This window comes from Paenibacillus sacheonensis (assembly GCF_009909195.1).
In the GTDB taxonomy this organism is placed as follows: Bacteria; Bacillota; Bacilli; order Paenibacillales; family Paenibacillaceae; genus Paenibacillus_Z; species Paenibacillus_Z sacheonensis.
The window spans coordinates 489210-508560 of sequence record NZ_JAAAMU010000004.1 but is presented as its reverse complement, the minus strand read 5'-3'; the positions used below and the strand labels follow the sequence as shown (position 1 = coordinate 508560).

General features: G+C 55.4%; 14 protein-coding genes. 3 read left to right on the top strand and 11 right to left on the bottom strand.

The window, feature by feature from the left end:
* Positions 1 to 4 precede the first annotated feature (4 nt).
* The 3 genes from GT003_RS10390 to GT003_RS10380 form a co-directional block, all read right to left on the bottom strand.
* Positions 5 to 1327, bottom strand: a complete 1323-nt coding sequence (locus GT003_RS10390) for a spore germination protein (protein WP_161697165.1) — start codon at positions 1325 to 1327, stop codon at positions 5 to 7.
* A gap of 149 nt (positions 1328 to 1476) precedes the next feature.
* Positions 1477 to 2442 (bottom strand): L,D-transpeptidase family protein, encoded by a 966-nt coding sequence (locus GT003_RS10385; protein ID WP_161697163.1) that lies wholly within the window; start codon positions 2440 to 2442, stop codon positions 1477 to 1479.
* A 75-nt stretch (positions 2443 to 2517) separates the two neighbouring features.
* Positions 2518 to 3375, bottom strand: coding sequence for a helix-turn-helix domain-containing protein (locus GT003_RS10380; protein WP_161697160.1), 858 nt, complete (start codon positions 3373 to 3375; stop codon positions 2518 to 2520).
* Positions 3376 to 3502: 127 nt separating this feature from the next.
* Here GT003_RS10380 and GT003_RS10375 point away from each other — a divergent pair, with 127 nt between their 5' ends.
* Complete coding sequence (locus GT003_RS10375) at positions 3503 to 4324, top strand: phytanoyl-CoA dioxygenase family protein (protein ID WP_420831429.1); 822 nt, start codon at positions 3503 to 3505, stop codon at positions 4322 to 4324.
* A gap of 215 nt (positions 4325 to 4539) precedes the next feature.
* Here GT003_RS10375 and GT003_RS10370 read toward each other — a convergent pair whose 3' ends face one another.
* A complete protein-coding gene (locus GT003_RS10370) occupies positions 4540 to 7794 on the bottom strand; it encodes an Ig-like domain-containing protein (RefSeq protein ID WP_161697158.1) in 3255 nt (1084 codons plus the stop codon).
* Positions 7795 to 8344: 550 nt separating this feature from the next.
* Here GT003_RS10370 and GT003_RS10365 point away from each other — a divergent pair.
* Positions 8345 to 8797 carry a VOC family protein gene (locus tag GT003_RS10365; protein ID WP_161697156.1) on the top strand — a complete coding sequence of 151 codons (453 nt, stop codon included), beginning with the start codon at positions 8345 to 8347 and terminating at the stop codon, positions 8795 to 8797.
* A gap of 217 nt (positions 8798 to 9014) precedes the next feature.
* On the opposite strand, the gene GT003_RS10360 is transcribed toward GT003_RS10365, so the two are convergent.
* Both GT003_RS10360 and GT003_RS10355 read right to left on the bottom strand, forming a co-directional pair.
* On the bottom strand, positions 9015 to 9695 hold the full coding sequence (locus GT003_RS10360; protein WP_161697154.1) for a hypothetical protein: 681 nt from the start codon (positions 9693 to 9695) through the stop codon (positions 9015 to 9017).
* Positions 9696 to 9818: 123 nt separating this feature from the next.
* On the bottom strand, positions 9819 to 10811 hold the full coding sequence (locus GT003_RS10355) for a copper amine oxidase N-terminal domain-containing protein (RefSeq protein WP_161697152.1): 993 nt from the start codon (positions 10809 to 10811) through the stop codon (positions 9819 to 9821).
* A 305-nt stretch (positions 10812 to 11116) separates the two neighbouring features.
* Here GT003_RS10355 and desA point away from each other — a divergent pair, with 305 nt between their 5' ends.
* The gene (desA, locus tag GT003_RS10350; RefSeq protein ID WP_161697150.1) at positions 11117 to 12148 is read left to right on the top strand and encodes a Delta(5) desaturase DesA; all 1032 of its coding nucleotides are present in this window, start codon (positions 11117 to 11119) and stop codon (positions 12146 to 12148) included.
* A gap of 159 nt (positions 12149 to 12307) precedes the next feature.
* On the opposite strand, the gene GT003_RS10345 is transcribed toward desA, so the two are convergent.
* The 5 genes from GT003_RS10345 to GT003_RS10325 form a co-directional block, all read right to left on the bottom strand.
* Positions 12308 to 14308: a copper amine oxidase N-terminal domain-containing protein gene (locus GT003_RS10345; RefSeq protein WP_161697148.1), complete on the bottom strand. Its 2001-nt coding sequence runs from the start codon at positions 14306 to 14308 to the stop codon at positions 12308 to 12310.
* Positions 14309 to 14609: 301 nt separating this feature from the next.
* On the bottom strand, positions 14610 to 15080 hold the full coding sequence (locus GT003_RS10340) for a hypothetical protein (RefSeq protein WP_161697146.1): 471 nt from the start codon (positions 15078 to 15080) through the stop codon (positions 14610 to 14612).
* A 201-nt stretch (positions 15081 to 15281) separates the two neighbouring features.
* Positions 15282 to 15860, bottom strand: coding sequence for an LURP-one-related family protein (locus GT003_RS10335; protein WP_239565749.1), 579 nt, complete (start codon positions 15858 to 15860; stop codon positions 15282 to 15284).
* A 103-nt stretch (positions 15861 to 15963) separates the two neighbouring features.
* Entirely contained in the window at positions 15964 to 17394 is a 1431-nt protein-coding gene (gene gndA, locus GT003_RS10330) for an NADP-dependent phosphogluconate dehydrogenase (RefSeq protein ID WP_161697144.1), read from the bottom strand.
* A 27-nt stretch (positions 17395 to 17421) separates the two neighbouring features.
* The gene (locus GT003_RS10325) at positions 17422 to 18759 is read right to left on the bottom strand and encodes a glucose-6-phosphate isomerase (RefSeq protein ID WP_161697142.1); all 1338 of its coding nucleotides are present in this window, start codon (positions 18757 to 18759) and stop codon (positions 17422 to 17424) included.
* Positions 18760 to 19351 lie beyond the last annotated feature (592 nt).

The following is a 19351-nucleotide window of genomic DNA, read 5'->3' as shown; positions in this document are numbered from 1 at the left end:
TCTCTCACCTGCTTTTCTTGGCTTCCCCGATAAACAGCTTCAAATACGGCCGGCCGAAGCTTCGCAAGCTCGCCGCGTACACGATGAAACAGAATATGCCTGTCACGACGCCGACCAATCCGAAATACATCGCGCAGATGACGAGCGGGAATTTGATGAGCCGCATCGAGTAGCTCATCGTATTGATCGGGATGACGAAATTCGAGACGGCGACGGAGGACGCAATGATGATCATGATGCTGCTGACGAGACCCGCCTCCTGCGCCGCTTGACCCAGAATCAGCCCGCCGACCGTCGTCGCCGTCGAACCGATATGCTTGGGCAGCCGAATGCTTGCTTCGGTCAACGCCTCGGTCATGAACAGCATGAAGAATACCTCGTAGAAGGACGCATAGGGCACGGCTGCGCGGCTCCCCGCGATTTCGATGGCCAGCTGCGTCTGGAAGAACTCGGGATTGTACGAAACCGCCGCCACGTATAAGGCCGGCAGCGCGGTCGTAATGAATACGGCCATATAACGGAGAATCAGCAGCGGCCTCGTCAGCCAAGGGGATTGATACGCGTCGTCCATCGAGACCATGAAATCGTAAAAGACCGCGGGCAAGTTAATCGAAAACGGCGTACCGTTCAGAAGGAGAATGACCTTGCCTTTACTGAGGCTCAGCGCCGTCCGATCCGGCCGGTCCGTGACCAATGCCGTCGGGAAGAATTCGAATCGGCTCGTCAGCAGCATCTGGACTTGATTCGAGGCCTGAACGACGGCCGCCTCCACGCCCGCGAGACGCTTGTCCAGATCAAGCAGAATATCGGGGTCCACCTTCGCTTTGTCGTACAGGATCGCTAATTGCGTGCGGCTCTCCGTCCCGATTTCCGTGTACTCCACGTTCAAATTCTTCGACGGATACCGGGTTCGGATGATTTGCACATTCTGTTCAAGATCTTCGGAGAACGCTTTCTGCGGCCCTTGGATAATGCTTTCGGACGACGTCTCCGACGGCTTGGCCAAGCTGGCTTTCTTGGCTTCGATCGCGCAGATCGCATCCGGGAACACGACGAGCGCAAAACCGTGAAGCAGCTTCTCTGCCTGCAGATTGCCGTTCTTGATTCGTTCGAACCCGGCGATCATCGTCAGCTTGGCGTTGAATTCCGCCAGATTGCCGCAGGCGTCGAATGCCTGCATGATCGACGATTGAATATATTGCTTATCGCACAGCGTCGACAAGTAAATCAACTGCGCGCTTTCTTGATTGACGTTCAACGTTCTGCTCACGAGATCGCTGGACGGTTCGAGTCCGGGGACTGCGGCTTGAAGATGGAAGGGCTTCATGAGGACATACATCCTTGTCGGTCATTTGGTATAGTCGTTCCCCAGTATTGCTAATTCCATCCATTTTCCATCGTCCCGCTTCCGAGAAGCAGCCTGCTGCATGCGCAAAAAGCCCGGGATTCGCTCCCAGGCTTCCTGCCCCTATCCGTTTATCGGCCGATGCGGATTTCTTGCGCCTTGCCGTCCCATTCCACGCGATATCCGATGAGCTCCGAGATCGCCCGTAACGGCAGCATGACGGTATTCGCCATTATTCTGGAGGGCGTAATCGCCAGGATCGAACCGTCGATATCGACTTCCCCACTGAGCGGCGCGTGCGTAATCGTTCGATCGCCGATAACGGCCGTGACCGTCTTGGCCGCTGCATTCCACTGTACCTTGGCGCCGAGCATTTGGAAGACGTCCCGCATGGGGATGAACACTTGAGCGTCTGCTAGAATCAGCGGATGAACGGGCGTCGTCGGTTCGCCGTTCAGCACCAATTTGCCTTCGTAGGGCTGCACGACCGGATACGCATGGTCCTCCGCGATCTTGACCATCGAGAGCGCGGAGGTCGTGATGACGACTTTGGCGCCGAGCTCGATTTGGGGGAACAGCCAATGGATCTCGTCGTTTTTCATCCGGATGCAGCCCGCGCTTACGTATTTTCCGATGGATGACGCATTATTATTGCCATGGATCGCATAGGTCGTTCCGTGCGTCCCGTTCACTTCAAGCCCCAACCATCGATCGCCCAGCGGATTGCGAGGGTCGCCTCCGGGAATTTTTTCCTTGTAATACGGCCTGTTCTTGATCTTGTTTACGATGGTGAAGCTTCCCTCGGGCGTTAAGGTACTGTTCCTGCCGGTGGCGACGGAGAAGGTTTTGACGAGTTCCCCGTTGACGAAGAAAGCCAATTGATTCGTTTTCTTATTTATGATGAGCAGCTCGTTTTTGCCCGTCTCGGCATTTGCGCGAGGCAGAAAGAGAACACTCCAGACTAACAAGAGAACGATCGATAGAATACCTGCTTTGCTGCTGTATCGAATCAGGACCGGACAACCTCCCATTCTAATATTGATCGCCATCAAATCAATATATGCCGCGAGGTGCCGATGCCATGACTCCATTATCATGCCGGACATGCCTAAGTTTCGCGTTCGGCGCGCAGGAGCAGGTGCCTGAGCCGATTCATGGCGCTTCCGCCTCCTTCAGAGCGATGTCTTCTGTCGCTGCCACATTCGCTGCCGATAGGCCGTTGGGCTGATGCCGAAGTGGCCGGTAAAGAGCCGGCTAAAGTAATAGGCAGTCTCGAATCCCACGTCGAACGCGATTTCGTTGATTCGGCGCGATGTTAGTTCCAGCAATCTTGCGGCTTTCGCGAGTCTCATCTTGGTCAGTCGTTCGGTAAGCGTATCGCCGGTTTGCTCCTTCATCAGATGGCAGAAGCGGGAGGGCGACAAGCCTGCCATCGCGGCGAGGTCGGACAGACGGTGCTTGAGATGCAGATGCTCGGACAAGTATCGGATCACTTGGCTGATCCGTTCGTCCATGACGCGGTCGCTCTCCTGTTCGCCGTTGTAGTGATAGAGCAGCACCAACACCTCCGCAAGCGCCAGCTTAGCAAGCTCGCGGTTTACCGGCGCCGACATGGAGGCATCGCGGATCAGCCGATGGAACGTCTGCTCGATCCTGCCGCGAATCTCGTCGCCGCGAAGATGGAGGCAGATCAGCCTCTCCTCGGTCCGCGGCAGCGCAAGCCATGGCATCCAATCCGGCAGCGGCACGAAATGCGTCCATAAGATGTCCCATTCGCCGGCTTCGTTGGACGCATAGTGATGCGGCACGCCCGGGGACAAGATTACGACATCTCCCGCTCCGCAGACATGCACCTCCCGGTCCACGCGAAAGGAACCGCTTCCATGAATCGTGTAGACGATGAGCCAGTCCCCCGTCCCCTTGGAACGATGTCCCTGGAAGCCGAAAGGCCGGCGAAAGTGATCCGCGAGCAGCACGCCGACCTCTGGCGATTCCGTCTCGGTATCGGAGCGATATAAATGCTCGTTCAATGCCATTCCGCCTCCTTCATCCGGCAGTAAAATCGTATAGCATTTTAGCAAACGCATTCATTTCTTCCATGTACCGCCTATTTTATGCTAGATAGGACCAAATCTCAACGAGAAAGGATGTCTTGGCATACAAGCTCCCCATAAGCCCATCCGTCTGACCGACGAACAGAAAAGACAATTCAAGGAGGAAGGCTATTTGATCGTCCGGGGGTTGTTCGACAGCGAGGATATTCGGGCCATCCGGGATACGTTCATGGACATTCAGGCGAACGGCGCGCTTCCGGGCTATTTTGAACCCGCTTCCTATGAAGAGGCGAACGGCGATCCCCTGCTGATGTATCCGCGGATCCTCTATCCGCACCGCGTTATCGAACTGGCAAAATCCTATATGCTCGACCCGCGGATCGTGGATATTCTCGCCGACATGATGGGCGAGGAACCGCTCGCCGCGCAAAGCATGTTCTATTACAAGCCGCCGGGCTCGCGAGGACAAGCGCTGCACCAGGACAACTATTATCTGCGCGTGGAACCGGGTACCTGCATTGCCGCTTGGACCGCGATCGACGCGTGCGACGAGGAGAACGGCGGTCTTGTCGTGGTGCCGCAAACCCAGTTCCTCGACATCCAGTGCCCGCACGAAGCAGACCCCTCCGTCTCTTTCTTCCGCGACGAAGTCGATCTGCCCGCAGGCAGCCGGATCGTCCCGGCGAATATGGCGGCCGGCGACGTGCTGTTCTTCAACGGCAGCACCATTCACGGCTCATATCCCAATTATTCCGCGGACCGCTTCCGCCGTTCCTTCATCTGCCACTACGTTGGCGAATCCACGCATCGGCTCGGCCATCACATCTATGACAGCCTGCATGACCGCCATGGGGAAATCGTCAGCGTGCAGAAGAATGAAAGCCCCGGACCTTGCGGAATCGAGTTTGAAGGAGCACCGCATTAGATCAATGGGTTCGAACCGAAGATTCATCGGATTCGACGTATTGGATCTAGTAGATGACGCGCTGCATGCAATGAACGAAAAGCCCTCCCGACCGGGGAGGGCTTCGTTTGCATTTGCATTGGCATTGGCGCTCTGCTTCTGCGCTTTCGTTTGCTTTTTGCGATTTCGCTTGCATCTGAATTAATTATTGCGTATGCGCTGGAGCTAATACCCGCTTACTTTCCGGTAAGCGTGATCGTTTTCTTGGCGGTAATGGACGAATCGATCGTCGACGTGATTCGGATCGTATAGACGCCGGGCTTCGCTTTGGACGAGACGTTCAGCGTATTGTTCGGATCCGGCTTGGCATTAAACGTCAGATCTTGGGCCGGCTTGCCTTGAGCGTCGAAAATTTCCCACTTGTACAAGTAATTCCACGAGTTGCCGTTGAACATATTGTCGTAGGCGGGAATGCCGAGCGCCACGCCCTGCGTCGATTCGCCGTATTTGACGAGCGCATAGTCATGCTCGGGAATCGCGATCGTATCCGGCCCCGAGCTGATCGAAGCGCCGGCGAGCTTGAACAGGTTGAGCTCGTATGTTCCGCTTACCGCCGGGTTCGTCTTGGATACGGCCGTAAGCTTATACATGCCTGGAGCGGTGCGGCTGTTGACGGTCAGGTAACCGGACTTGTCGACGCTCATCGTATCGACGGGCGCGCCGGTATCCGACTTCACGACGGAATACGCGTAGCTGTCATTCCCGATCGAGACGCCTTTACCGTCGGCCTGGCTGTTAGACTTCGCGGCATACGGCGACGTGATCGTAATCTTGCCGGATGGCGGAATCGTAATCTGGCTGTAAAGCGCGCCATCGGCGAAAGCGGAGACGATATCTACCTTCGCTGCAGGCGCCAATGTGACCGTCTTCGCTGCTTTCACGCTCGCGTTGGAATGAAGCGAAGCCTGGATCGTATAGCTGCCTGGCGCTGCCGTGTTATTGACGGTGAGCACCCCTCGCTTATCGACGGTGACGTCATGGACCGCATGTCCTGCAGCGTCGAGCACCTTCCAATCGATCTCTCCGGCCATCGCAGCCTGATGCTGATCCGTAACCTTGCCAGCATAAGCAGCTGTACTGCTTCCCTTGGCGGGGATTGCCGCCGCATCGATTCCGCTAATCTCAATACCTGCCGCAGATGCCTTATAAAGCGTAATCGTCGTTGATTTCTCGATGGCTGGCTTGGCGGAAGCGCTTGCCGTAATCGTATAGCTGCCTGCCTGGGCGGAAGACTTCACCGCCAGTACGCCCTTCTTGTCGATCGACAGGCCGTTTGCCTTGCGGCCGGACGAATCGGTAACGGACCAATGGACGGATTCAGTCCCCAGCGGAGCTGCGTTCTGATCCGTAACCGTGGCCGATAATGGCGTTTCGGCGCTGCCCTTTGCCGGAATCGCGATAGGACCGCTGCCGGAAATATCGCTCAGGCCGGCTGCCTTCTGATCGGTCAGCACGATAAGCGGCGTCTCGCTGACGTTTACTTTGACCGCGCCGTTCTGGACGGACAACTCCTTCGCCACGCCGTCCGTATCCTTATCCGTCAGCTCAATAGAGGTTACCCTGGACGGTTTGCCGTCAAGCTGCAGCTTGTAGCCGTTCACCTTCGAGCCGTTTCGTGTCGGAGACCATACGACGTATGCGTTCTTGCTGCCCGCCAGGCTCTTGAATGTATAGATCCAAACGTTCGGATCGATCGCTTGCACGGCCTTGTCGAACACCATGCCCTTCAGCGCATCCTTAAAGGCGTACATATAGTAATAAGAGATCTTGGGAACCTCTCCCGTATTGCGGGTCGACGTGAATCCGCTGGAGCTGTATTGAATGTTGTTGTTCGGATCGTCGTTCGCGTCGCGGATCATATATTGGGTCGTCCGGTCGATACCCGCCGAGAGCGAAGCCAGGAAGCCGCGGATAATCCAATCGGCTTGCATTTGCTCCGATTGCGTGCTCGTGCGCGAACCCCAATAGCCGAGCGGATCCATTCCCTTGCTGGTGTCGTAGCCGAATTCCGTCAGCCACAGCTCTTTGCCCGGCAAATACCGGTCGCGGAACTGCACGAATTGCTCCAGCCATTCCTTCATATGGCCTTCCTCGGGCGACTGCGGGCTTCCGGCCCATCCCGTGTCCCAATAATGATGAATGTTCAGCACGTCCGCGGGGAATACGCCGTCGGTACGGTGATAATCGGACCAGAATTTCATCGCGCGGATGTAGGAGTTCGCCGATACGTTTCCGACCGAGCCAGGGTCGGCAAGACCGCCCATAACGAGCTTGGCGTTCGGATCGGCATTCTTCACGCCATATGCCTCGCCGAGCGCGGACTGGTGACCGTCGTAGTCAGCGCTGACCATCGCCGCAAATTCATAGGGCGAGAAATAAACGCTGCCGTCGCCTTGCCAGGAAGCGTCCGGCTCGTTCCAATCCTCGTAATAGCTCAAATAGCCGAGCCCCGTCTTCTTCTCCTGCCCTGGCGCTACCTTGATCGTATCGAGCGGAACCGGGCTGCTTCCGTATCTGGCTGCATACTGGTACAGATGCGAAGCGTGCATGTAGTACGATTGGGGATCCAACGGATCGGCACCTTGCTTGATCGGCTGGCCGTTCCAGCTGCCGTTGACGTAAGGCGCGTTCCCTTGAATCGCCGGTGAGGCGATGATGCCGGCGTCCTTCAGCTGCTTGTAGTATTCGTCGAAATCCCAGTAATTGTTCGCGGACGGCGAGAACTTGTTCTGGCCCTCCTGCTCCTCCACGAAGCTCCAGTTGTGGTATTCGCGAATGACGCCCGTCGCCTTCATCTGCTCGATGGGCGAGTCGATGAAAGCATTCGTCCCGATCGCTTCGTTCACCGGGATAGCAAAGGACGTGGGAGCGGGCTTCAGCGAGGCAGCCGGCATGTCCTCCAGCGGATAGCCGTAAACGACGATCTCGCTCATCGCAACATCCGAGGAGACCTTCGACAGCTGGAGGAAACGGGTCTCCACGTCGGCGTCGTGTTTGTTCCAAACATTGTCGCCTTTCAACGGATCGGTAAACAGCTCGATCCACTGGAACGGCGGTCCGTACGATACTTTGAAATCTCCGCTGCTGCCGGCGGGGTCATATAAATATACGCCGGTGATCTTATAGCGCCGGCCCAAATCGATAACGGCTCCGGCCGGGTACAGATAGGACTGGTTGTTATTGACGAGCCAGTTGGTGTATTCGGCATTGACAGGCGTGCTTCCGGCTTCGTCCTGTTCGTCAACGAGCAGCCCTGCATCGCCAAGTCCGGTCTCGTTGATGAGCATATCGGTCGTTAGCTTTATTTTCACCGGAACCTGCGCGTTACTGCCTTGGGCGGCGGAACTTTCCGCCAGCGCGGGCGAATCGATTACGATCAAGAGCAGCGAAGCGGAGAGCAAAGCGGACATCAAGCTTCTCTTTCTTAGCACGCAAACACTTCCTTTGCAGATTCGATTGTCGGGACGTCTTGGGGAGAGAGGGATACGGCCGGCTTGTCTCGTTTCGTTCGGGTTAACGATTGAGATCGGATCAACGATTCAGAACGATTGCCTATCCGACCGCGTTGACATGGCGCTTTTGGCCTCCTTCGGTTATGTATTCGCTTTCATGAATAGTATAAAGGCTGCCCCGCTCGGCAACTATTATCTATCTTTGTCTTTCGTTATACTTTGATATCTAATTTAACCAAGATCGGGATAACGCTTAGGTCATTCTGATTATGGGATCGACTTTTATACCAGTAACTAATAAAAGCCGTCTTGCCGCGACTTTATTATTGACTGTCGACACACGGGAACACATGTTCTATGTTGAAGGAAAACATGATTCGGAGTTGATTTCCCCACGGATCCTCACGGCGCTTCGTCTAATTAGTTCAGAATGAACAAGCAGGAGATCATAGCGTAACTCCGAATTGTTACAAGGGTGCAGGATGAAGACGTTCGGGGTATTCAATTTGGAACAGAAGGAGATAAAATGATGGAAAACAACAAATTGCTAAGGATGGACAATGTCGGCATCGTCGTGGAATCCCTTGAAGACGCCATCGCTTTCTTCGAGGAGATCGGCTTGAAGCTCGAAGGGCGAACTACCGTCGAAGGCGAATGGGCCGGTCGCGTAACCGGGCTGGGCTCACAGTGCGTGGAGATTGCCATGATGGTTACTCCGGACGGCCACAGCCGACTTGAACTGTCGCGATTCATCACCCCGCCTACGATAGCAGACCACCGAACCGCTCCCGTCAATGCCCTCGGTTATCTGCGCGTCATGTTCGCCGTTGAAAACATCGACGAATTGGTAGCCCGGCTCACGAAGCGCGGCGCTCAGCTGGTTGGCGAAATGGTTCAATACGGCGATTCGTACAGGCTCTGCTATATTCGCGGAACCGAAGGGCTTCTCATCGGTTTGGCCGAACAACTCGGCAATAAATAAATAAAATATATAAATAAATAAAATAAATAACCGCTATTTTGAGCAGCATTTCATCCCCTTCAACAAAAACCGAAAAAAATAACCGCGAGATTCGCGGTTAGGATGGCAATACGTTTATGAGCAGTTCTCTTCCGTCCGACGAGCCGACCAGCAAGCCGGCGCCTGCCACTATGTAGGTGATGCGATCCCGACTGCCCCCCCTCGTATCAACCGAAGCTTAACGGCTTCTGCGTGCAATAGAGAGCTGCTTTACCAAGCAGCCGGTTAGGGCATCCAGCTGATTCACGATACGGATGCCCTTATTGCCCGCCAGGGCAGCAACCTGGCGGGCTGCAGGTACCATCGATAATTGCGCGGCAACGATGCAAGCCTCAGGCTGCTCCATTGCGATGCGCTGCAAGCCCTCGGTTACCGCTTGAACATACTCTTCCTTCCTGCCCTGCATAATGAGCTCGAACGTTCCGGGCAGCAGCTTGGCTTCCGCGAAAATGCCATTTCCTTTGCCTGCCGCGAAACGTTCGAATTGCGCCATCGTTCCCGCTACCGTAGCCGGATTGGTGAATACGAAGACCGCGCTGCCTTCTTGGCCGATGAGCAGTTCGTTCAACGGTTCATCGATCTTGATGACAGGTACGCCTAATTGACGGCTGTCATCGTGCAGCAGCCCCGTGAAGTACGTGCACGTGACCAAGATCGCATCGACGTGGCACCGGGAGACCCATCCTATCGTCTCCAGTACCTTCTTCTCGGAATCCTGCAAACTAAATTCGGCATCGTGTTTCAGTCGATCCAATCCCGGTTCCACGAAGTGAACGAGCTCCACGTCGAATGCGTGCAGCGCCTCTTCGATAAGATCGATATTGGAGTGGTGCGCGTGCAAGCAGCCGATTCTCTTCATGTCCGTCCCCCTTGCCTGAATTTGCATTTGTCTGGATCGTAACTAATACGGCGGCGGAGCGAACGATACGATGCATTCTCCCGCTATGTCCGGCCATCCCGCTGTAACGAATGGTGACCCTGATTAAGATCCCGCTGCGTCCGTTCGCTTCTCGCCTTTTTTGGCGATTTCCAAGGTACCGGTCTCGGTATCCGTTTCGCCGAACCCGTAATGACGGTAGCCCGTCTGCGTAAATGCCCCCTCGGCATCGACGATCCCGTATTCCGTCCATCCCGTTTCCCCGAAGATGCCGCTATTGTAATAGATGTAATCGCCGCCCGCCCGAGGAGCTTCGCCGACGCCGCCGGTCCACTTCCGATTCATGAAGCTGCGCAGCTGGTCTGCCGTCGTCCCGGATAATCGGGCTCCCCACGTTACGACCGCATGATCGTCCACGATCTCAACTTGTTCCACCAGATCCCCTGCGATCCGGATGAATCGAAGCGCCTCCCCTTCGGGAAACAGCATCGTTATGCCATCGGCTTCGCCGACGTTGCCCGCAGTCATCGGCTTGATCGCATACTGCGCATCGTACCCGAGCAAAACCGCGATTTCGCGCGCCTTCGCGAGATCGCCCGTATTCAGTGTATCATGCTTCTGCTTGGAGAGCGGCGATGCAATAAAGACCGTACCGTCATGCCAGTCGGCCGCATAGCCGAACTGAGCAGCCAGGTAGCGAAGAGGAACATACGCCCTGTTCCCGCGCAGCTTCATCGGCACGTCAAGCTTGTCCGTCGACCGGTTCGCGCCGCCAGGGTATGCCCGGTCGACGACGGCAGCGCTGCTGAATGCTTTGAACCGAACCGTCACGCTCCACTTGCGGACAGATACCGTGCTCGTCTTGGCGTCCCACTGGACGTTCGCGCCGAACGCCTCGGTAACCGCGCGCAGCGGCACGAGTACCCGTCCGTGGTCGACCAGCGGCACCTCGCCGGGCGTAAGCGCCTTCCCCATCACTTCTATTCGCGTGGCCGGAGCAGCACCGTCCGCATACGTCCGTTCCGCTCCAGTCGGCGCGAGGATAACGCCAGCCATGACCGCAGCCGCGATCGCCGCGGCCATTCTTCTTCGATTCATACGTTTCACGCTCCTTTTCGTCTTCTTCGATCGGCGTGAAGCCGATGCTGTCTTACCCACTAAGACGACGCCGACCAGAAAATGGTTGCGGCGCCCAATTGCCGCGCTGCATCGAAGCCTCGAGCATATCCTATCGTATCGGCGCGCATCCATTCTTGATCCGATCCTTGCAAAGATGCGATCGCAATAGGCGATCAAGACCGCGTTTAGATTTATATGGAACGCCTTATGCCTATCTTTCGTAGTACCGTTGATGTTAACATGCATGTAGAACAGCAGCGTCGAGAGAGGACCATGACAACCTAATGAAAGAAGCCCAGCAAGGCAATTGGCGAAAAGAAATATCCGCTTATGAAAAACCAAGACTCACAAGCAGTATCTGGCAGCTTATCAATACGATCGGACCCGTAGTACTGCTTTGGCTCGCCGCTTTCTTGTGTTCGCCAATCTCCGCTTGGCTTACGGTAGGGATAGCAATGATCGCGGGTGGATTTCTCGTCCGCACGTTCATTATTTTCCATGATTGCTGTCACAAATCTTTCTTCAAAAATCGAAAAGCAAACGACATTATCGGTACGATTACGGGAATTCTAACTTATGTACCGTATCTGCAATGGAAGTACAGCCACACCGTTCATCACGCGACTTGCGGCAATCTCGACCGCCGAGGGACCGGGGATATTTGGACGCTGACCGTAGAAGAATATTTAACCGCTTCTCCGCTGCGCCGTTTGGTCTACCGGCTGTATCGCAATCCGTTTATTATGTTCACGATCGGACCGGTGTACATCTTCCTGATCGACTACCGCTTCAACCGGAAGCGCGCAGGCGCGAAAGAGCGGATTAACACGTATATAACGAATGCCGGAATCGTCGCTGTCGGCGGCCTGCTCTGCTGGGCTGTCGGATGGCAGACATTCCTCCTGATCCAAGGTACGATCTTCATGGTCTCCAGCGTTGCGGGCATCTGGCTCTTCTATGTACAGCATCAATTCGAGGATTCGTATTACGAAGAGGACGCGGATTGGGAATACGTCAAAGCCGCGATGCACGGCAGCTCTTATTATAAATTGCCGCGCGTTCTGCACTGGATTACGGGCAACATCGGCTTCCATCACATTCATCACTTGAGCCCGCGAATTCCCAACTACAATCTCGAAGCCGTGCATGAGACCAATCCGAGCTTGCAGGAAGTACGAACGATTACGCTTCTGACCAGTCTGGCATCCTTGAACTTCCGGCTGTGGCATGAGCCCAGCAAGCGATTGATCGGGTTCCGGGATTTGAAGAACCTGGCGCGCTTGCCAGTGAAGGCGGCGCCGGCAGCGGAATTATAAGAAGTCCCCTGCGCCGACGCGATAGATGTTCGCTAAACCCGCTGAACAGTCAAGAAATTCAAAGAACCGGCAGCCGATACATCGGCTGCCGGTTCTTCTTGCGTATGATGGCTTACCGTCTGTTGGAACGCGTCGCCAGGCAATGTCGCTAGAACAAGTCTATTGGCGAAGCTGCGGCAGCTGCGTGAATGTCATCGCGATCGGCAAGTTGCTTCCCGAAGCGATGGTAAACACGATGTCGACCGCTTCTTCGCTCGCCCCGGTCCGATACATAACCGCAGACTGTGCGTTGCTCCTCAAAGCTTGATTGTTCGCGACCGTAACGAGCTGGTCATTAACGAGAAAAGCCCCCGTGTACAAGCCGCCTCGCGCATTCAGCGAGATCAACGTGTTTGGCGCTACATGCGACAGGTGCATGCGATACAATACGCCGTAATTCCCCCGGTTGTACTCGAGCTGTCCTGTCATCTCGTCGATGCCGTCAATAATGGTATCGACTCCCCCTACATCGCCGAACATGATCCGCTGCGGCGCAGCGCCGATCTGGTCATCGATCGTAATGGAACGATCGGCGTTGTAGAACGTGCCTCTGACATGCTTGCCGTCTCTCGGCAAATCCGTCAGGTTCGGAAGTTCCGTGACCGGATTCTTGCCCACGGCAGTAACGACGACGGTATAGAGCAGCTCGCGATCGGAAAACACGTCCACGTAAGAGCTCAGCGATTCGCCCGCCTTCATCGGTACCTTGGCCAGCTCGGGCAGAATTTCCTTCGTCTCCCCCGGAAGGATCGTCGACCATACCGGTGTCGGATTGCTTGCCAGCGAACTCAGATAGCGCGATGTGGACAGCTTGCCGGCAAGCTCGGGCGATGCCGTCGGTCCGCCCATTCCCGAAGCGCTTTTGTTATAGTTTGCCGTGCCGCTGCCCATATTCGTCGCCAGCAGATGGACCGAGACGGGATACCCGATATTATTGACGTTATGGAACATGAACCGGACTTTGCCCGTCAATTGAGCATGGTACGAGATCCCTTCCTGGACGAGCGTCTCTGGGCTGTTGCTGCGAACCATCTGGGCCGGCTCGTTGACGATCGAATACTTGTATGCCGGGTAGTTCAGCACGGCAGCGCCGTCAACGGCGTAGATATCGCCCGTTGCCGTGAACAACCGATCGTATTCATCCTTCGTGTAAAGCACTTCGTTCGAGATCGAAACCGTCTTCGTCACGGAGGTCTTCAAACCGTGCTCATCCTCGACCTCGAGCGTGACGGGGTGTTCGCCCGGTTCGAAGAAGGCTTTGTCGGCCCCCGTGAACGTGCTGCGCGCTATTGCATTCTCGTCATCGGTACTGAGATCCGTATAGGAAATGGTCTCGCCGATGCGGTACTGCGTCTTGTCGGTCGTGAAGTCGGCGACCGGCGGCAAGTTCGGCGCTTTGACCGTCACGGTGACGGAGAACGGATCGCTCCACACGCCATTGCTGTCTTCCACTTCTCGCGTGATGACATACGTTCCGGGTTCGGGGAAGATGTCCAATCGTCCGTCCCAACGTTCGTCCATGAACGGCATACCGGTCGTATTCGTCGCATGATCCGTGTATGTAACCATCGTTTGCCCGGCATAAATTTCAGTTGGCAGAACCTCGAAGTCTGCCGTCGGCTTAGGCGGAATGACGACCGTCGACCATTTCAGCGTGATTTGCTTGCCGACGACCGCGATCGTGCTGTCCGCCATCTCTCCCCAGGAGCGCAGCGGCACCATCAGATACCCTTTCGAAATGTAGGGTACGCCGGTCAGCTTGGTCTGCACGCCGTCGCGGACGGCGAAACCGCTGCCGATCTTGAAGACGAGCTCATGCCGATCGCTCTTGGCGGTGGATTCCTTCTTCACGGCGTCGTATGAAATCTTATAGCCGTAGCGGGCCGCGATGGAACTGAACGGGATATAGGTTCTGCCATCGATGGCAGCTACGGGTTGAGCGGATTGGTACGTCGCGCCGTTATGGATCATCTGGGCGCTCAACATCTTCAGGACGAGCGTGTCCGTAGCCGGCGGCGGAGCAAGCGGCTCCAAACCCTCCGCGGACGCGGAATCGGATACCGCGGATGTGAACGGCAACAATAAGAACGATAAGACCAACAACCATTTTGACAATTTCATGCTTCGTCTCCTCTGCTCTCTCTTTTTCGCCTAACGCGAAGCGCGTCTCCAGGCAGTGCTATTTGACTCTGTTGGTTAGACGAAGCACTCATTGCAATAGTTGCGAATTATTGGAAATTAAATTCCACAAGCCTCTTGTACTGTCGTTCTTGTGGCCTCACGATCAAGGTTTGATTCGCATTCGAGGCGGGTGAGCGCAACGAGGCGGAAGGAGTATAACGAAGCAGAAACAGCGAAAAGGACAGCGCCCGCTCACCAGCACTGTCCCGAATTTCGTCTCAAGCGGCCGTGAAACAGCTTGTCAAGTCGTTGTACCTGCGGCAGCAACGCCGTTGAATACGACCGGGCCGTTCAGGATCAGAGCGACGTCGCCGTCCGATGCGATGAAGAGCACGTAACGGATTTCGCCGGCCAATACCGCGGCCGCAGGCGGGAAATCAGCCGCGGATACGCTGATTGGAAAGAACGGGCTAAACGCGGAGATTTCGAATTGCTGATTCAAAATCATCACGCCTGTTCCCGCCGTGCCGTCTCCTCCGCGTTCCACCGTAAGCGACACTACGGTTGGACCCGGTTCTTCGGGCGAGCCGCTGAGCGCGACGTTGGCCGTTCCCGTCAGCAGCACGCGGACATTGGACGTATTCGCCGGATTCGCGGCAACGACTTGAAGTCCGATGTCGCCGATCAAGATCGGCAAATCGTCAAGCGGCTCCGTGCCGCCGAAGCCGTCGTTATGGATCGAGATACGTTGATCCAGAAATTGGATTGTCATGAAATCACCTCGCGATCTGTTTATCATATTCTATGAAACGATGTTGAAAATGGGACTAGTCTATGGCTCATTGATCGCGAAGCAGCGATAAAAAGAAACAACGCCGTCACGTATCGTGACGACGCTGCTCTTCCTGCAAGTTATGCTTTTCCTGCAATTTATGCATTTCCTTCATTTTATAGTCTTATGCTCTTCATGAATCTATCCCTGATTGCCCTCGACGGCGATCAATAGAATCGCGGCGGCAAGGCCCAAACGGCGATCCAGCCCGTCTCCGCTGCCCGCGAAGAAGTCGAGGTTCAGCTTCTGGACGAACGGATTGAAGTTTTGCTTGAACTCCGCGACCGTGCTTCCGTTCATCTCCACGATATAATGCTGCGGAATCAAATTCGTCAGGAATCTTCGCAATAGCGCGAAGAACGCGTTATCTTCCTTCACCAGCGCGATTTCCGACTCGTTCGCATCCAGAATCGTCCATTCGTCCTTCAAGATCGACTTCATCCCTTTGCGGCGCAAACAACCGATCTTGGTCCCCGATGCGGTATCGACGACGTCGTAGGTCGCCGAGAAATCGATGACGCTACGCGCTTGAATGGTAATCAATTCTTCTTGCATCGTGTCATCCGCATATAAACGGATGTCTTCCTTCAGCTTGAAGGCTTTCATCTGCGAGTAAAGCACGGGCGTTCCATCCCGGTCGAAAATATCGATTTTGGCGCCGACCAGCGAAAGGATTTGTTTTCTGACCTCGAAATGTTGATGCATGAATTTCGGATTCAACGTGTATGCCCCCCAAGGATTCTCGTCATTTCATTGCGTCTATACGCATGAAATTCGACAGAACCCGGGGGAAATCCTTGTTACGACCTTATAACATCCGAATTCAGTTCACGGCGGTAGGCACTTCGCTCATCCATTGGAAGTGGAAGCTGCCATCGCGGTCGACGCGTTGGAACGTATGGGCGCCGAAGTAGTCGCGCTGCGCCTGGAGCAGATTCGCCGGCAGACGATCGGAACGGTAGCTGTCGTAATACGCCAGCGCCGAAGCGAACGCCGGTACCGGAATGCCGCGCTGCACGGCCGTCGCGATGACGTCGCGCCATGCGTTTTGGTAGTTCTGGACGATGCCCTGGAAATACGAATCGAGGAACAGGTTCTTGAGCGCCGGATCGCGGTCGTAGGCATCCTTGATATTTTGCAGGAACCGGGCCCGGATAATGCATCCGCCGCGGAAAATCATCGCGATGCTGCCGAAATCGAGGTTCCAGCCATACGCTTCGGACGCGGCGCGCATTTGCGCGAAGCCTTGCGCGTACGAGGCGATTTTGCTGGCGTACAGCGCTTTGCGGACCGATTCGATGAATGCGCCGCGATCGCCGCCGAACGTATCGGCCGCAGGGCCGCTGAGCAGTTTGCTCGCCGTGACGCGTTCTTCTTTCATCGCGGAGATGAAGCGGGCGAATACGGATTCCGTAATGATCGACAACGGTACGCCAAGGTCGAGCGCGTTTTGGCTTGTCCATTTGCCCGTACCCTTCTGGCCTGCGGAGTCGAGAATGACATCGACCATCGGTTTGCCGGTATCGGGATCCGTCTTGCCGAAGATATCGGCCGTAATCTCGATCAGATAGCTGTCGAGCTCGCCTTTGTTCCATTCCGTGAAGATGTCATGCAGCTCCGCCGGCGACAATTTCAAGACATCCTTCAGCAAATGATAGGCTTCGCCGATCAGCTGCATGTCGCCGTATTCGATGCCGTTATGCACCATTTTGACGTAATGGCCCGCGCCGTCCTCCCCGATATACGTCGAGCAAGGGTCGCCGTTCACTTTGGCCGAGATAGCCGTCAAGATGGGTTCGACCAGCTCGTAGGCGCTGCGCTGTCCGCCCGGCATGATTGCCGGTCCGTTCAAGGCGCCTTCTTCGCCGCCCGACACGCCTGCGCCGATGAAGCGGAAGCCTGCTTCCGACAGCGCTTTGTTTCTGCGCTGCGTATCCGGGAAGAACGCGTTGCCGCCATCGATGAGAATGTCGCCCGGGCTTAAGTACGGCACGAGTTGATTGATCGTATCGTCCGTCGGCTGCCCGGCTTTGACCATGATCAGAATTTTGCGCGGCGTCTCCAGCGCTTGCACGAATTCCTCGACGCTGTAGGTGCCGACGAAGTTCTTGCCTGCCGCTTCCGCGAGCAGCTCCTTGGTTTTCTCGGGCGACCGGTTATAGAGCGCGACCGAGAAGCCTTTGCTCTCGATATTAAGCGCCAGATTTTTGCCCATGACGGCCAAGCCGACGACGCCGATTTGTTGGTTTGCCATTGTAATTCCTCCTCGTGAGATCTGTTGTTAATTAGACAGGCGACGCTCCAGCTCTGCCTTCCGCCCTTCGAAGCCCGGCTTGCCAAGCAAGGCGAACATATTCACCTTGTAGGCTTCGACGCCCGGTTGATCGAACGGATTGACGCCCAGCAGCAAGCCGCTGATTCCGCACGCTTTCTCGAAGAAATAGACCATCTCGCCGTACGTGTAGGCATTCAGTTCGTCCAGCTCGATAATCAGGTTCGGCACGCCGCCGTCGACATGCGCGAGCCTAGTGCCTTGAGCCGCCTTCGCGTTCACCTCGTGCATCGTCATGCCGGCCAGGAAATTCAGTCCGTCCAGGTTGCTGTCCGCTTCCTCTATGGCGAGTTCGATCCGGGGTTTCTTCACGCTCAGCACGGTCTCGAGCAAGTCGCGCCGGCCTTCTTGGACGTACTGCCCCATGGAATGGAGATCGGTCGTGAAATCGACGGAAGCCGGGTAAAGGCCCTTCTGATCCTTGCCTTCGCTCTCGCCGAACAGCTGCTTCCACCACTCGGACACGAAATGCAGCGAAGGCTCGAAGTTCGCAAGCAGCTCGATCGATTTGCCTTTGCGATACAGCGCATTGCGGACGGCTGCGTATTGATAGCTTTCGTTGTCGGCCAGATCGGGCTGGCTGTATTTGCGCGCGGCCGCCGCGGCTCCTTCCATCATCCGATCGATGTCGATGCCGGCAGCCGCGATCGGCAGCAGGCCTACGGCGGTCAGAACGGAATAACGTCCGCCCACGTCGTCCGGAATGACGAACGTCTCATAGCCTTCTTCGTCGGCCAGCTTCTTGAGCGCGCCTTTGGAAGCGTCCGTCGTCGCGAATATACGCTTGCGCGCCTCTTCCACGCCGTATCTCTTCTCCATGTAATCGCGCAGGATGCGGAAGGCGATCGCCGGTTCCGTCGTCGTGCCCGACTTGGAAATAACGTTGAGCGACACTTCCTTGCCGTCCAGCAGCTCGAGCAGATGCGTCATGTAGGTCGAGCTGATGTTCTGACCGGCATAATACACTTCGGTGTTCCCTTCGATCTGGTTGTGGAACGTATGGGACAACGCCTCGATCGCGCTTCTGGCGCCGAGATACGATCCGCCGATGCCGATGACGACAAGCGCGTTTGAATGGCTTCTAATGCGGGCCGCAGCGGATTTGATCCGCGCGAATTCGTCGCGATCGTAGGTTAGCGGCAGATTCACCCATCCCATATAATCGGAACCCGGTCCGCGCTTCTCGTGCAGCATGCGGTGCGCCGCATCCACGAATTCGCTGAAATAATCCACTTCATGTTGACCAATAAACGATAAAGCGTTGGAATAATCGAATGAAATCGCCATTAAAGTAACTCTCCTCTACGCCGGTGAATCCCGGTCAGGATAACACGGCTTGTTTATTTCTTCCACATATATCACATAAGACGGCACTTCGCTTGCAGCTTACAATCTTCGCCCAAGTTTTTGTCGTTGTGCTCGACTCCTTCTCGAACAGCTAAGGATTAGCTTTCGGATTATTTTGCTGATTTCACTATAATACAAAGGCCGCCTATACAAGTAATGCATAGATTTCAGAGGGGCTATAGATGACGTCTATGGCTAATGGCAATTCATACGGTAGTCCTGTGTCGACCCGTGAACTTCTATTGCGAGCACATCGTATCCTCGGGTCGATTGCTTCGCTTTACGAAACGAGGTGATGTGAACTTGCAAGAAAATGCAGTGCGCTTGATTGAGGATGAAGAACGTGTAATCCCACTTTAATTAGCCGTATACCAAGCGTACAGCAGGCGCATTTCGGACACCCATCCGCGGAATCCAAGGTGAATCTTTCGATGAAAGGGTTTACATGTAAGGTAACATAACACAAGTATTGACTTATATCGTAATGCGATCTATATTGAGCGTAATAGGTTAGATTTTATTACATGGCAAC